This window comes from Bradyrhizobium guangdongense (assembly GCF_004114975.1).
GTDB lineage: Bacteria > Pseudomonadota > Alphaproteobacteria > Rhizobiales > Xanthobacteraceae > Bradyrhizobium > Bradyrhizobium guangdongense.
The window spans coordinates 7,318,849-7,333,225 of the sequence record NZ_CP030051.1 but is presented as its reverse complement, the minus strand read 5'-3'; the positions used below and the strand labels follow the sequence as shown (position 1 = coordinate 7,333,225).

Annotated in this window: 11 protein-coding genes; 6 read left to right on the top strand and 5 right to left on the bottom strand. The window is 63.8% G+C overall.

Going from position 1 to position 14,377, the window contains the following annotated elements:
- Window position 1: 1 nt before the first annotated feature.
- From X265_RS35085 to X265_RS35070, 4 genes are all read right to left on the bottom strand, one after another.
- On the bottom strand, window positions 2-832 hold the full coding sequence (locus X265_RS35085) for an MlaD family protein (protein ID WP_128968984.1): 831 nt from the start codon (window positions 830-832) through the stop codon (window positions 2-4).
- A 145-nt stretch (window positions 833-977) separates the two neighbouring features.
- Window positions 978-3,197, bottom strand: a complete 2,220-nt coding sequence (locus X265_RS35080) for an acetate--CoA ligase family protein (protein WP_128968983.1) — start codon at window positions 3,195-3,197, stop codon at window positions 978-980.
- A gap of 114 nt (window positions 3,198-3,311) precedes the next feature.
- Window positions 3,312-3,881 carry a class GN sortase gene (locus X265_RS35075; RefSeq protein ID WP_128968982.1) on the bottom strand — a complete coding sequence of 190 codons (570 nt, stop codon included), beginning with the start codon at window positions 3,879-3,881 and terminating at the stop codon, window positions 3,312-3,314.
- Window positions 3,882-4,060: 179 nt separating this feature from the next.
- On the bottom strand, window positions 4,061-6,334 hold the full coding sequence (locus tag X265_RS35070) for a marine proteobacterial sortase target protein (protein ID WP_128968981.1): 2,274 nt from the start codon (window positions 6,332-6,334) through the stop codon (window positions 4,061-4,063).
- Between the two features lie 186 nt (window positions 6,335-6,520).
- On the opposite strand from X265_RS35070, the gene X265_RS35065 reads away from it, so the two are divergent.
- Window positions 6,521-7,321 carry a helix-turn-helix domain-containing protein gene (locus X265_RS35065; RefSeq protein WP_128968980.1) on the top strand — a complete coding sequence of 267 codons (801 nt, stop codon included), beginning with the start codon at window positions 6,521-6,523 and terminating at the stop codon, window positions 7,319-7,321.
- A 45-nt stretch (window positions 7,322-7,366) separates the two neighbouring features.
- Here the strand turns inward: X265_RS35065 and X265_RS35060 are convergent, their stop codons facing one another.
- Entirely contained in the window at window positions 7,367-8,590 is a 1,224-nt protein-coding gene (locus tag X265_RS35060; RefSeq protein ID WP_128968979.1) for an ABC transporter substrate-binding protein, read from the bottom strand.
- 522 nt (window positions 8,591-9,112) lie between these two features.
- Between X265_RS35060 and X265_RS35050 the strand changes: the two genes are divergently transcribed.
- The 5 genes from X265_RS35050 (at window position 9,113) to X265_RS35030 (ending at window position 14,272) form a co-directional block, all read left to right on the top strand.
- Window positions 9,113-10,249, top strand: coding sequence for an acyl-CoA dehydrogenase family protein (locus tag X265_RS35050; protein ID WP_128968977.1), 1,137 nt, complete (start codon window positions 9,113-9,115; stop codon window positions 10,247-10,249).
- Window positions 10,250-10,379: 130 nt separating this feature from the next.
- Complete coding sequence (locus X265_RS35045; protein WP_128968976.1) at window positions 10,380-11,546, top strand: acyl-CoA dehydrogenase family protein; 1,167 nt, start codon at window positions 10,380-10,382, stop codon at window positions 11,544-11,546.
- The gene (locus tag X265_RS35040) at window positions 11,543-12,199 is read left to right on the top strand and encodes a glutathione S-transferase family protein (protein WP_128968975.1); all 657 of its coding nucleotides are present in this window, start codon (window positions 11,543-11,545) and stop codon (window positions 12,197-12,199) included. The genes X265_RS35045 and X265_RS35040 overlap by 4 nt, the downstream gene beginning before the upstream one ends.
- A gap of 205 nt (window positions 12,200-12,404) precedes the next feature.
- Window positions 12,405-13,205, top strand: coding sequence for a helix-turn-helix domain-containing protein (locus tag X265_RS35035; RefSeq protein ID WP_128968974.1), 801 nt, complete (start codon window positions 12,405-12,407; stop codon window positions 13,203-13,205).
- Window positions 13,206-13,405: 200 nt separating this feature from the next.
- Complete coding sequence (locus X265_RS35030) at window positions 13,406-14,272, top strand: beta-keto acid cleavage family enzyme (RefSeq protein ID WP_128968973.1); 867 nt, start codon at window positions 13,406-13,408, stop codon at window positions 14,270-14,272.
- Window positions 14,273-14,377 lie beyond the last annotated feature (105 nt).

Here is a 14,377-nt window from a genome sequence, read left to right as displayed (position 1 = left end):
TCTACCGCTTGGGGTGCGGCGGCTTGCGTGGCGGGCGAGGGGCGGCCACGGGCGTTGGTATTCCGCTCATCTTGTTGGCGGCTTCGCTGACGTCGAGCAGGGAGCGGCGGGTGTCCTCGAGGAAGCTCGCCGATTTCTTCTTCATGGTGTCGGCGAGCTCGTGCAGCGCCTTCACCTTCTCGAACAGCTCGTCGGTCTTGCCGTCGATGAAGCCGGGCACCACGCCCTCGATTTTCGTGACCGCCTTGTCGAAACCCGCAAACGCATTGTCGACCTTGAGCATCACCGTGTCGATCTCCTCGCCCTTGCCCCTGAGGCTGGCGGTGTAGTCTTCGAACGTGCGGAGGCCCTCCTTGATTGCCGGCGCGTTGCTGACGATCGAGCGATCGACGCTATGCAGCGTATCGACGATGGATTCGGCGTCGCTGAGATCGGCGGTGAGCACGGGAATGCCGTCCGAGTCCAGCGGCACCGGGGGTGCGGACGGAGCGCCGCCGATCAGCGAGACCGCGGCGACACCGGTGAGCCCCTGGAACTCGATGCCGGCCACCGTGTCCTTGCGGATCGGCGCGGTGTTGTCGAGCAACACCAGCGCCACGACCTTGCGCGGATTCTCCAGCTTGATCGACAGAATCTGGCCGGCGGGAACGCCGTCGAAATTGACCGGGCCGCCGCGGCGCAGGCCGCTCGCCGAGCCGCCTTCGAACACGACGCGCAACTGGCTGCGGCTCTGGATAGTGCGCCATTTCTGCATGCCGAGCACGCCGCCGAACGCCACGGCGATCACCGTCAGCGTCGTCGTTCCAATCACCAGATTGCTCGCGCGTGCCATAAGGTCGAGTTTACGGTCAATGCCTGAAAGTTGGAAGGAGGCAGTAATGGTACGTAGGGCGGGTTAGCGAAGCGTAACCCGCCGCTTGACGCCGGCATTCGTGCAAATTGGCGAGTTACGCTGCGCTAATCCGCCCTAGACGACATCAATGCTTGGCCGCGCGTTTTGCCGCAGCATTGTTCAACACGATCAGCGCGTCGACGGCGACACCGGTCTTGGTGTTGATCAGGAACGGATTGACGTCGATCGAGGCGATCCGGTCGCCGGCATCCGCGATCAGATTGGAGAGCCCGACCAGCGCCTTCACGGCGGAGACCTCGTGCAACGCCGGCTTGCCGCGATAGCCGCGCATCTTGATACCCGCCTTGGTGCGGCCGATCAGCAGCCGCGCCTCGGCCTCGTCCAGCGGCGCGCCTGATAGCGCCACGTCCTTCATCAGCTCGATATCGACGCCGCCGGTGCCGAACAGCACGACCGGCCCCATCTCGGCATCGAGCGAGGCGCCGACCACGAGCTCGAGGTCGGCCTTCACCTGCTGTGCGATCAGGATGCCGTCGAGCTTCGGCTTGCCCTTCAACCTGGCCACCCGTGCGGTGATGTCGGCAAAGGCCTTCTTCACCTCTGCAGCGGTGGTGAGGTTCAGCACCACGCCGCCGATATCGGATTTGTGCAGGATTTCGGCGCTGACGACCTTGGCCACCACGGGAAAGCCGATCTGCTTGGCGATCTTCACGGCTTCTGCCGCCGTCTGCGCGATTCCCTCCTTCGAAATCGGGATGCCATAGGCCTTCAGCAGTTTCTTCGAGGCGACCTCGTCGAGCGCGGCGCCGCTCGCCGATTTCAGCGCCTTCTCCAGCACCGCGCGCGCGGCTGGCTTGGAGCTCGAGACGATGTCGGGTACCTCCTTCCGCAGCTTCGCATAGGCGAGCAGCGATTTGATGGCCGTCACGGCACGGTCCATGCCCTGCATCACCGCCAGATGCGGCAGCGACTTGCGCAGGCCCTTGGTGAATTCGGTAAAGCCGATCGACATCGCGCTGATGTAGATCACGGGTTTCGAGGCCCGGCTCGCCATCTCGTTGACCATCCGCAAATTGCGCTCGCGCTGCTCGTGCGGCGCTTTGGGCAACTCGGAATCGATGATGACGATGTCGATATCGGGATCGTCGATCATCAGCTTGATCGACTTCATGTAGACGGAGGGATCGACCACCGCGGCAAAGCCGGCGTCGAGCGGATTGCCGACGATCGAGCCCGGTCCGAGCATGTTGGCCAGCTCGCTGCTGACATGCGGGCTCAGCGGAGCGAAGTTCAGGCCTTGTGCATAGAAGGCGTCGATCAGCATGCCGCGCTTGCCGCCGGACAGCGTCACCGCCGCGAGCCGGTCGCCCTTGGGCACGGTGGCGTGGACGAAGCATTCGGTGGTCTCGATCAGTTCGTCGAGCCCGCTGACGCGGATGACGCCTTCGCGGGTCGCGATGGCATCGAACGTCTCGATCGAGCCTGCCAGCGCGCCGGTGTGCGCCATCGCCGCGGCGCGGCCGCCTTCCGATGATCCGAGCTTGAGCGCGATCACCGGTTTGCTCGCCGCACGCGCCGCCTTGCAGGCGTCGCGAAACGCCTTGGTGTTGCGCACGCCTTCGAGATAGACCACGATCACCCTGATGCTGGGATCCTCGGCGAAATAGCGCATCAGGTCCGGCGTCTCGAGCCCGGTCTCGTTGCCTGTCGTCACCATGTAGCCGACGCCCACGCCACGATCCTCCAGCGCTTGCCGGATCGCCATCACGATGGCGCCGGATTGGCCGGCGATCGCCACCGCGCCCTGTTCCATGGTGACGATGCGGTCGTCGATGTTTGTGAAGAGCTTTTCGCCGGCGCTCAAATTGCCGAGACAATTCGGGCCGGTGACGGCGAGTCCCGTCTCGCGCGCCGCCTTCTGCAGCTCTGCGGCCAGCTTCTGGCTCTCCTCGTCCTGCAATTCGCTGAAGCCGGAGGTGACAATGGTGGCCGATCGCGCCCCGGCGGCAGCGGCGTCGCGGATCACCTGTACGGCAAAGCGCGCGGGCACCAGCACCAACACGTGATCAGGCTTTTCGGGAAGGCTCGCAAAATCCTTGTAGCACGGCACGCCCCAGATCGTGTCGCGCTTGGCATTGACAGGATAGAGCCCGCCCTCGTAGCCGTATTTGACCAGATTGTTCCAGATGCGCTCGGCGTAATTGCCGGGCTTGTCGGTCGCGCCCACCAGCACGATGTTGCGGGGATGCAGCATGGCATGGATGCGCTTGACGATGTCGCTGGCATCGGGTGAAGGCGACCACGGACGGGCAGGAACCGATGCAGCAGAGACCTGAGCTTCCATGGCGTGACCTCACCTGTTGTTCTTCTTGACGGCGCGTTCCTCTGTTCTATGGCGAGTTCTTCTCAGTGGCAACCAACTGGTATGCCGCAAGATGGAATGAGCGATGTGTCGCTCTTATTGATTCTCTCCAATCAGAACGCCATGCAGGATGTAGCGCTCGGGCCCTGATGTGACGGCATCGAACGGCCAACAGGTCGAGAGCACTAGTTCAAAATCCCGTGTCGCGGGATCGATGCCGGTTGCATCGAAACGGACCACAGCCGAGGAATCCGCGCGATAGAGGAAATGTTTGCCGTCGCGGCGCGTGATCTCGATGACGTCACCGACCGAAACATTCCGCAGGAAGCGGAAATGCGTGTCGCGATGTGCGGCATATACGGCAACGCCCCGTTCGCCTGGAGCGGCCGTCCGCTCGACATGGCCGGGTCCGAAAGCAAGCGCCTGACCGCTCGTGCCCTCCAGCACGATAGCGCTTGCGCCGATCCGCTTCACCTCGATCCGGGCGACCGGCCAGGTGTCGGCCCATGACCACGGCTTGACCGTCTCGCCGGTCGCCACGCTCCGCTCGAACGCGCGCTCCAGCAGTACCTGCGCGAGCCAGGCTTTGGCGTGGATATAGGCGCCGTCGCCGAACAGGATCATTCCAAAGAGCGCGACGACCAGAGGCGAAATGAAGCGGGACATGGCAATCTTCCTCGTCATTGCGAGCGGAGCGAAGCAATCCAGGCTGTCTCCCTGGTGGCAGTCTGGATTGCTTCGTCGTCTCGCTCCTCGCAATGACAGGAAAAAAGGCGCGCGCGGCCGTTGGTTTCGGGACGGGCAGCCGCGCGCGCCAAGCAAGAGGAGTTCGGGGTGCTCCTCTCTCAAGCGGCGCCAGTGAGCAAGGTCCGACGCCGGTTGAACACGAACAGGATCAGGGCGAGTGCAATCATGACCAGTCCTGCGATCATCTTGAGCTCGGCCGAGGTCCCGGTCTTGGGCAGGCGGATCGCGTCTGGTGTGACGGGAGCCGACCGCCTTGCCGCGGGCTGGCCCGCATCGGCGCGGCGTTCGCGCAGTTGGGTCGGCGTCAGCTGCGGCCGTTCGCCGAACACTTTTTCGAAATCCCAGCCGGCCGGCAGATTGATCGGCAGCTCGCTGAGCTTGAGCGGCGCGCCTTCGGGACGGCTGGGGGTCTTGTCGACCGCGACGAGACTGGTCAGCCGCGTGACGATCTGATGGTCGAGCGCCAGCGCAAGGATGGTCTTGTCGGTATCCTCCGGCGTCATCTCGCGGAGCGTCCGCGCCACCTCGGCGTCGCCGATCTTGCGCCTCGCCCAGAGCTTGGACAGGCCCTTGCCCTGAGCGGCGTTCTGCAGCGGCAGCGTCACCGACCACGGGCGGTCGCCGACACGACCCTTGATCTCCAATGAGCCCGCGAGCTTGTCCAGCTTCGCCGCCAGCACCAGCGGCTCGTCGCGATAGACATCGGGAATGATCGTGGGCGTGACGTCGGCCTTTGCCTCGGAGAACCTTGCGGTGAGGCCGGTCACGGCAGGATTCTCGAGCTTGGCGAACAGGCCGCGCATGCGCTCCTCGACCTGCTCGACGGAGCCGATATGGGTGAAGGCACCGCGGCCGAGCTCGGCGGCGCGCGTCATCAGATAGGTGTTGGGCGCGGAGCCGATGCCGACCATGAAGATGCGCGAGCGGCCGCGCATCGCGGTGATGGTCTCGAACAATTGCTGCTCGTTGCCGATCGCCCCGTCGGTCAGGAACACGATCTGCCGGACCATGTTGGTGTCGCCGAGCTTGTCGGTCAGCGCCGCACGCATCGCCGGCACCATCTCGGTGCCGCCGCGAGCCTGCAATGCGCTGACGAACGAGGTCGCTTCGCCGAGATGCGCGTTATCTGCGGGAACGGAGGTCGGAAACAACACGTCCATGGTGTCGTCGAAACGGATCACGTTGAAGCGGTCGTTCGGCTTGAGGCGGCCGAGCGCATAGAGCAGGCTTGCCTTGGCCTGCTCGATCGAGGTGCCGCCCATCGAACCGGAATTGTCGATCACGAACACGACTTCGCGCGGCAACGGCTTCTGCGTGGCTTGCTCGGCGGCCGGCGGCGTGACGAAGGCGAGCAGGTAGTCGGCATTGCCGACATGCTCACGGAACAGGCCGACCGACGGCGCCTGTTGGGCGGCCGGCTTCCAGGTCAGTTCGAAGTCGCGGTCGGCGGGCACCGCGCCCTCGGCGAGCGTGATCACGCGCGTTGCGTTATCCGGGCTCTCGATCTTGACCTTGTGGTGCTGGCTCTTGACCTCGCCGAGTGCGAAACCGGCGTTCAGGTGCACGGTGATGCTGGTCGGATTGACCGGCGCATTCCTGGCGGGATCGAGAACGGGCGGCGAGATGCGGTCACGGTCCGGCACCGGGTCTGATGTGGTCGCGCCCCAGCCGGTGCCGTCCTTGCGGAAATCGGCGCTCTGCACGAGCGGGGCCGGATTGTAGCGCGGCCCGACGACAAGCGGCAGGCGCAGCGAATATTCGTTGCCGGATTGATGCACCGGCTCCTGATATTCGATCTGCACCAGCACGGTCTCCCCGGGTCCGATATTGGCAACCGAATTGGTGAAGATATTGGGCCGTTCCTGCTCGGTGAGCGCGGCCTTCTGCCCGGCGCGGCGCGCCTGCTCGTAGATCACGCGGGCCTTCTGACGCTCCTTGATGTCGCCGACGATGATGCGGTCGCCGACCACCATCTTCAGCGTGTCGACGGCGCCGTCACTCGCCAGCGGATAGACATAGGTTGCCTCGACCCAGTCCTTGGTCGAGTTACGGAAAGCTTGCGTGACGCGCGTGCGCAGCGTCGGGCCTGACACCGTGATGTCGACGTCGATCCCGAGCCGGACGGCTTCGGTCGTGGCACTGTCGTTCTTCAGGAGGAGGGTGCCGGACCTGACATCGCCGGGCTGGAGCAGGCTGGCCTGCTGCGTCGTCGCCGACCACGAGGTTTCGAAGCTCACCAGCAGGGCGACGAAACTGACCAGGAGCACGGCAATGCTTTGCGCCAGCAGAAACAGACCGACCTTGATCAGCCTGTCCAGCCAAAGGTGCTCGTCCGGGTGTTCGTCGCTGTCGACCGTGTCGTAAGTGTCCATTTCGCCTGCTCCCGAAAGCTGTTTGACGGCCTGAGCATCGGTCGGGAGGGCCTGATGTCGCGAGCAGAATGATCGGCAATGTTCCGCCGCGGCCGGCCTGAGCGGGCCGCCATGGTGGCGGTCCTGTCCGGTTTTGTGCTGACTTGTCCGCCCTGCTAGACTGACGCCAGTGGAGCAGGATTACCGATGCAGACGCCGGATAAACTTAACGACGGGCAGCTTTCGGACGAGCAGAGCCGCGAGGTCGCGGACACCATCCGCGAAGAAATCGCGAGGCGTCGGATCTCGCGCCAGGCGCTGGCCGAGCAGGCCAAGCTCAGCCTGTCGACGCTGGAGAAGGCGCTCGGCGGTCGCCGTCCGTTCACGCTGGCCACCACGGTCCGGCTGGAGCAGGCGCTGGGCGTCTCCTTGCGCAAGAGCGCCGCTGCACCGTCGCCCACGGCCGGTAGCGATGTCGCACCCGACAGCCTCGGCGCATATTCGCATCGCGCCGTCACCTGGCTCGAAGGCGTCTTCGTGACGCTGCGGCCTTCATTCGGGGACAAGGATGCGATCTTCGCCTACCGCACCGAGATCGTCTGGGAGCCGAACGTCTCCTCCCTGGTGTTTCGTGAGGGCGAGCGCACCGATGCGGCCTACGAGCATACCGGAGAGGTTGCGGTGCCGCACCAGTCCGGCTTCATCTATCTCGTCATCAACAAGCACGGCCAGCATCGCGTCATCACGGTGTCGCGGCCGACGGTGGCCGGCGAGATGTACGGCATCATCTCGACCCTGCGCGCCGGTCCGGGGTCGCAGCTCACGCCCGTTGCGGCGCCGATCGCCTACGTGCCGCTCAGAAACGTGGCAAAGCCGTCTTGGGGACGGGTCGGGCCCGATGATGCCAATCATCCGCTTTATCGCGATCATCTGCGTCGCACGGTCGACGAGTCTTTTGCGCTGTTCCTGCCCGTCAGTGCGCCTTTGCAGGCGGAGCAAAAGAAATAGCGGCCTTGCGGCCGCTATCTCGCGCGTCCTGGCATCCCGTCCGAGCTAGCCGCTCGGCTCGGCGCTGATGATGGGGCCGAACAGCTCCCACTGGCCGTTCTTGAACCGCCACATCTTGAGCTGCTCGATCGGCGCGAAGTCGGTGGCCGAGGTGTTGATCGTGATCCCCGGGATCAGCGTATCGGGCGTAAAATCCTTCAGGCTGGCGGCCTGCTTCATCACGTTCTCGCGCGTGAGATTGTCACCCGCCTGCTTCAGCACCTGCACCATGGTCTGGGCCGCGGCGTAACCATAGACCAGATTGGCGTCGGAAATGTTAGCGCCAGGCATGTACTTCTCGATGAAGGCCATGAACTTCTTCATGCCGGCATCGTCCTTCCATTGCGGATCCGACGCGTCCTTGAGGTAGCCGGCCGAGAGCACGCCTTCGGACGCCTCGAGCCCGGCCGGCTTCATCACCGCGCCGATCGACACCGAGACGTCGGTCATCAGATGCATCGGCTTCCAGTTGAGCTCGGCGATCTTCTTGATCGCCTGCGCCGCGAATTTCGGAGTTGAAACGTTGACGAAGACATCGGCGCCGGTGTCCTTGAGCTTGACGATATGGGCGTCGATCGACGGCTCCGACGTCTCGTAGCTTTCCTCCGCCACGATCAGCTTCGAGGCCTTGTCGCCGAACACGTCCTTGATGCCGGCAAGATAGTCTTTGCCGAAATCGTCGTTGGCGTAGAAGATGGCGACCTTCGCGTCCGGCCTTTCCTTCAGGATGTATTTCGCGAAGATCCGCGCTTCGACCCGGTAGCTGGGCTGGAAGCCCATGGTCCAGGGGAAGTTCTTCGGGTCGTTCCATTTGCTGGCGCCGGTGGCGAGGAAGAGCTGCGGCACCTTCTTGGCATTGTGGTACTTCTGCACGGCGGTCTGGGTCGGCGTGCCCAGTGCGTTGAACACCAGGAAGACCTCGTCGCTCTCGATCAGCTTGCGGACCTGCTCCACCGTCTTCGGCGGCGAATAGCCGTCGTCGTAAGAGATAAAGTTGATCTTGCGGCCGTTGATGCCGCCCTGGTCGTTGATCATCTTGAAATAGGCTTCTTCGGTCTTGCCGATGATGCCGTAGGCGGACGCCGGGCCGGAATAGGCCTCGACATTGCCGATCTTGATCTCGGTGTCGGTAACGCCGGTGTCGTAGGCCTTTTGTGCGTTGGCGGCTTGGGCCGAAAGCAACGTCACGGCCGCCGCCGCGGCGAGCAGGGAGAGTTTCTTGTTCTTCATGGAAATTCCTTGGGTTTCTTGCTGGGTTTCTTGTGGGATGGAGCAGGCACTTCAAAATAAAAAGCGCCCGCGAGACGGACGCTTTTGATCAAACGGCAGCGAATTTCTTGTCGAAGCTGCGTGGGCGGAAGAATGAGAAGGCGCGAGATTTGGACACCCCGCATAGCTCAATCGGCGTTCGCTCGCGAGGTCGATGGCCGCGACCTTGCCAGGCGCGCGGCGTGCATGATGAGTGATCCAGTCGTAATAACGGACGGCCAACACTCCCTCCCTCGGCGGTCTTGCGCCGCCTGAATTTTATTGCTGTGCACCATCCCGGCATGGCCCTGGGAGGCCAGCCGGAGTTTGTGCAGCACTTTTTTGATTTGGAGTTGGCCCGCGAGGAGGGAAAATCGTCTTGCGTTGAGTTGCTGGATCGCGCGGCTGGTGCCGAGCGGCTCCCGGCCCAGCCACTCGGCGCAAGCGAGCCGCCGGTGTTCCAGCCATGGTGGAACGAGACGAGTCGTCGAAGGCGAAAGTGCAATGAAGAGCCCGTTCTATACCGCCGAGCACGACGCCTTTCGCGACGTCATGCGCCGCTTCGTCGACAAGGAGATTGCCCCGTTCGTCCATGAGTGGGACGAAGCCGGCGAATTTCCCCGCGTCCTCTATCGCAAGGCGGCCGAGATCGGATTGCTGGGGCTCGGCTTCCCCGAGGAATATGGCGGGATCGCCGCCGACCAGTTCATGAAGATCGTGGCGAGCCAGGAGCTGGCGCGCGCCGGAGCCGGCGGCGTCAGTGCCAGCCTGATGAGCCACACCATCGGCTCGCCGCCGATCGCGCGCGCCGCGCGGCCGGAGGTGAAGGCGCGCGTGCTGCCGCAGGTCCTGTCGGGCGAGAAGATCTCTGCGCTTGCGATCACCGAGCCGAGCGGTGGCTCCGATGTCGCGAACCTGCGCACAAGGGCGCAGCGCGACGGCAATCACTACGTCGTGAGCGGCGAAAAGACCTTCATTACCTCAGGCGTGCGCGCCGATTATCTGACCGTTGCGGTGCGTACCGGCGGCGAGGGGGCCGGCGGCGTCAGCCTGCTGCTGATCGAGGGCGATACGCCCGGCCTGTCGCGCACCAAGTTGAAGAAGATGGGTTGGTGGGCCTCCGACACCGCGACGCTGCATTTCGATGACTGCCGGGTGCCGGCCGAAAATTTGATCGGCGAAGAGGGTCAGGGCTTCAAGATCATCATGCAGAACTTCAACAGCGAGCGGATGGGCATGGCCGCGAGCTGCACCGCCTTTGCCCGGGTCTGTCTCGATGAAGCCGTCGCTTACGCCAAGGAGCGCAAGACGTTCGGCAAGCCGCTCGCGCAGCATCAGGTCATCAGGCACAAGATCGTCGACATGGCGCAGAAGGTCGCAGCCTCGCAGGCGATGCTGGAAATGCTGGCCTGGCGGCTGGAGCAGGGCGAGAGCCCTGTCGCCGAAATCTGCATGATGAAGAACCAGGCGACGCAGACCATGGCGTTCTGCGCCTCGGAAGCGGTGCAGATCTTCGGCGGCGCCGGCTTCATGCGCGGCATCAAGGCCGAACGCATCTACCGCGAGGTCAAGGTCAACGCCATCGGCGGCGGCACCGAGGAGATCATGAAGGATCTGGCGTCGAGGCAGATGGGATTGTGAATACTATCTCCTCGCGTCATTCCGGGGCGCGAGCGAAGCGGAGCGAGCCCGGAATCCATACTCACGATGGTGGTTATGGATTCCGGGCCCGCGCCAAGAGGCGCGTCCCGGAATGACGAGGCTGAGAAGAATGCTATTCACCGCCGACCACGACGACATCCGCCGTTCCCTGCAAAAGTTCATCGCGAACGAGATCAACCCTCACGTCGATGAATGGGAGAAGGCCGACATCTTCCCGGCGCATGAGCTGTTCAAGAAGATGGGCAGTCTCGGCTTTCTCGGCCTGAACAAGCCGGTCGCGTTCGGTGGCTCAGGCCTCGACTATTCCTATGCGCTGATGATGGCGGAAGAGCTGGGGGCCATCACCTGCGGCGGCGTGCCGATGGCGATCGGGGTGCAGACCGACATGGCGACGCCGGCACTTGCGCGATTCGGTTCGGACGAGGTGCGGCGCGAGTTTCTGGGGCCCTCGATTTCGGGTGACTATGTCGCCTGCATCGGCGTCTCCGAGCCTGGCGCAGGCTCCGATGTTGCCTCGATCAAGACCAATGCCCGCTCCGACGGCGATGACTATCTCATTACCGGCGGCAAGATGTGGATCACCAACGGTACGCAAGCCGACTGGATCTGCCTGCTCGCCAACACGGGCGACGGTCCGGTTCACCGCAACAAATCGCTGATCTGCGTGCCCATGAAGAGCAAGGGCGTCACGGTCGCCCGCAAGCTCGACAAGATGGGCATGCGCTCGTCCGATACGGCGCAGATCTTCTTCGACAACGTCCGGGTGCCCAAACGCAATCGGATCGGCGAAGAGGGCAAGGGCTTCACCTACCAGATGATCCAGTTCCAGGAGGAGCGGCTCTGGGGCGCCGCGGCCTGTCTCAAGGCGCACGAATACATCATCGACGAGACCATCGAATACACCCGCAACCGCAAGGCGTTCGGCCAGAGCATCCTCGACAACCAGGTCGTGCACTTCAAGCTCGCGGAGATGCAGACCGAGGTCGAGCTGCTGCGCGCGCTGATCTATCGCGCGGCCGAGCAGCTGGTCGCTGGCGAGGACGTGACAAAACTTGCGACCATGGCCAAGCTGAAGGCCGGCCGGCTCGGCCGCGAGCTCACCGACGCCTGCTTGCAATATTGGGGCGGAATGGGCTTTACCAACGAGACGCCGGTCAGCCGCGCCTATCGCGACAGCCGTCTGACCTCGATCGGTGGGGGCGCCGACGAGGTCATGCTGATGGTTCTGTGCAAGATGATGGGGACGCTGCCTGGGAGTAGAGGAAAGGCTTCATGATCACGCTCTATCATTGCGACGCCGCGCGCTCGTTTCGTCCGCTCTGGATGCTGGAGGAGATGGGGCTGCCTTACGAGCTGAAGATGCTGCCGTTCCCGCCGCGCGTCTTCGCCAAGGATTATCTGGCGCTCAATCCGCTCGGCACGATTCCATATCTGATCGACGGCGAGACCGGGATGACGGAGTCATCAGGCATCTGTCACTATCTCGGCGTCGTCTACGGGCCGACGCCGCTGATGGTCGGCCCCGAGGATCCCGCCTATGGCGCCTTCCTGAACTGGATGTATTTCAGCGATGCCACGTTAACCTTTCCGCAAACGCTGGTGCTCCGCTACACCCAGCTCGAGCCGGAGGAGCGGCGCAATCCGCAGGTCGCCACCGATTATGCCAAGTGGTTTCTGGGGCGACTGCGCGCGGTCGAGGCAGCGACCGCCAATGCCGAAACCTTGTGCGCCGGCCGTTTCACCGCCGCTGACATCGTCATCGGCTATGCGTTGCGTCTCGCAGGCAGCATCGGTCTCGCCAAGGATTTTGGTCCAAATGTCGCAGCCTATTGGGCGCGCTTGCAGCAGCGCGACGGATTCAAGCGTGCGGTTGCTGCGGAGCAAAAGGCCGGCCTCGAGCAAAATGTTGCACCACGCGTGAGGGCGTAAGGGATGCTGTCATTCCGGGGCGCGCAATTGCGCGAATCGGGATTCTCGCGCAGCCAAATCGAGGTTCCGGGTTCGGTTCAATCGACCGCCCGGGAGCGATGGCGCCTGTTTCCATGACAGCGCTATCCCGTCGTGACAGCGCCCAAATTTCCGCTAAGGTGACCTCCGTCCGCAGCGGCCAGAGAGCCGCGCGAGGAGGAGCCCAATGGAATATCACGGTCGCGAATCCGACCATCTGATGCTGATCACACCAGAGCGGGTCTTCTATGCCGGCCTGCTTGGCCGCCCCCGCAAGCGAACCCCCGGCTGCTGCCACGTCTATGTCGCGGTAAAGGGCGATCTGCACCTGACGATCGACGATGTCCTCGCCACCGGCGAGCTGTTCGTCACCCTGCCGAACCAGCGGCATTCCATCGCCAGCGAATATCGCACCGTCATCAGCGTGACGCTCGAGCCCGAAAGCATGCCGGATGGGGTGCTGGAGACCTTGGCCGAGCGGCTGACCGGCCCCGACCGGGCCGCCCATGCCCGCAAGATCCTCGCCGCCTACGCATTGCTGCGTCAGCGGCGCTATGGCGACATCACCACCGCCGAATTCGACGAGATGTGCTTTGGCGAGGCGCTGCCGCGCCGCGTGCTCGACCCGCGCGTGATGCGCGCCGTCGCCCGCATCGGGCGCTTCTCCGGCGAGCCGGTGACGGCGGATACCTGCGCGGCGGAAGCAGGCCTCTCGGCGTCGCGCTTCCTGCATCTGTTCAAGGAGGAGACCGGCATCTCGTTCCGCTCCTTCCGCGCCTGGAAGCGCGCGCGGCATCTGCTGCACTTCGCAAACCAGGATCTCAACCTCGCCCATCTCGCGCAGGACATCGGCTATCCCGACAGCACCCATTTCAGCCACTCGATCCGCCGCTTCTACGGATTGAAGCCGCGCGCGATCTTCGTCGGCTCGCGCGATCTGGCGATCTATCGCAGCACCGAGACGGTGAGGATGGCGGAAGCGGGTTGATACCGCTCTCGTAGGGTGGGCAAAGCGAAGCGTGCCCACCACATCTCTCGATCAGTGACATATGGCGGGCACGGCGCAACAGCGCCTTTGCCCACCCTACGAAAGCTCGCCTTTTTCCCAGCTTCTCCGCGCAAGAAGCCGCATGCCCCGCATCACATGATCCCAAGCGTTGAATTCTCAACGTGCGAGATAATTTTGGCATGAGCGACAAGGCCGTCATCACCTGCGCGCTGAACGGCGTGCTCACCGACCCGAAGCAGCACAACGTGCCCGTGACCCCCGAGCAGATGGCGCGCGAGGCCAAGGCTGCGTTCGATGCCGGCGCATCCATCATGCACATCCATCTGCGGCAGCAGGCGCCGAACAAGGGGCACCTGCCGTCCTGGGACGTCGCTGTGTCAAAGGAGATCCAGCAGGCGATCCGCGAAGCCTGCCCCGGCGTGATCATCAACCACACCTCGGGCGTGTCAGGGCCGAACTACTCCGGCGCGCTCGATTGCATCCGCGAGACCAGGCCGGAGATCGCTGCCTGCAATGCCGGCTCGCTGAATTATCTGAAGGTGAAGGCCGACAACACCTGGGCATGGCCCCCGATGATGTTCGACAACGCGGTCGAGAAAGTGAAGGACTATCTCGACGTCATGAACGAAGTCGGCACAATCCCCGAGTTCGAATGTTTCGACGTCGGCATCGTCCGCTGCGTCGGCATGTACACCCAAGTCGGCATGTACAGCGGCCCGCTCGAATATAATTTTGTGATGGGCGTCGCCTCCGGCATGCCGGCCGATCCCGAGCTGCTGCCGATCCTGATCAAGCTGAAGCGCCCTGAAGCGCATTGGCAGGTCACCGCGATCGGGCGCGAGGAGATCTGGCCGCTGCATCAGCGCTGCGCCGAGCTTGGCGGCCATCTCCGCACCGGGCTGGAGGACACCTTCTATCTCGCCAATGGCAAGAAGGTGACCTCGAACGGACAGCTGATCGAGGCCATCGCCGCCTGCGCAAGGCGAGCAGGCCGCGAGATCGCGAGCCCGGCCGAGGCGCGGAAGATCTTTGGGACGAACAGGTAGTCACACGTCGTCATTCCGGGACGGCCAAAGGGCAAGGCCCGGAATCCATAACCACGATCGGGAGTATGGATTCCGGGCTCGCGCTCCGCGCGCCCCGGAATGACG

Bases quoted from the DNA above. Each gene is read 5' to 3' on its own strand.
- X265_RS35075 (WP_128968982.1), bottom strand. From the start codon at position 3,881: ATGTCCCGCTTCATTTCGCCTCTGGTCGTCGCGCTCTTTGGAATGATC.
- X265_RS35050 (WP_128968977.1), top strand. From the start codon at position 9,113: ATGAAGAGCCCGTTCTATACCGCCGAGCACGACGCCTTTCGCGACGTC.
- X265_RS35030 (WP_128968973.1), top strand. From the start codon at position 13,406: ATGAGCGACAAGGCCGTCATCACCTGCGCGCTGAACGGCGTGCTCACC.
- X265_RS35070 (WP_128968981.1), bottom strand. From the start codon at position 6,334: ATGGACACTTACGACACGGTCGACAGCGACGAACACCCGGACGAGCAC.
- X265_RS35080 (WP_128968983.1), bottom strand. From the start codon at position 3,197: ATGGAAGCTCAGGTCTCTGCTGCATCGGTTCCTGCCCGTCCGTGGTCG.
- X265_RS35085 (WP_128968984.1), bottom strand. From the start codon at position 832: ATGGCACGCGCGAGCAATCTGGTGATTGGAACGACGACGCTGACGGTG.
- X265_RS35035 (WP_128968974.1), top strand. From the start codon at position 12,405: ATGGAATATCACGGTCGCGAATCCGACCATCTGATGCTGATCACACCA.
- X265_RS35065 (WP_128968980.1), top strand. From the start codon at position 6,521: ATGCAGACGCCGGATAAACTTAACGACGGGCAGCTTTCGGACGAGCAG.
- X265_RS35040 (WP_128968975.1), top strand. From the start codon at position 11,543: ATGATCACGCTCTATCATTGCGACGCCGCGCGCTCGTTTCGTCCGCTC.
- X265_RS35060 (WP_128968979.1), bottom strand. From the start codon at position 8,590: ATGAAGAACAAGAAACTCTCCCTGCTCGCCGCGGCGGCGGCCGTGACG.
- X265_RS35045 (WP_128968976.1), top strand. From the start codon at position 10,380: ATGCTATTCACCGCCGACCACGACGACATCCGCCGTTCCCTGCAAAAG.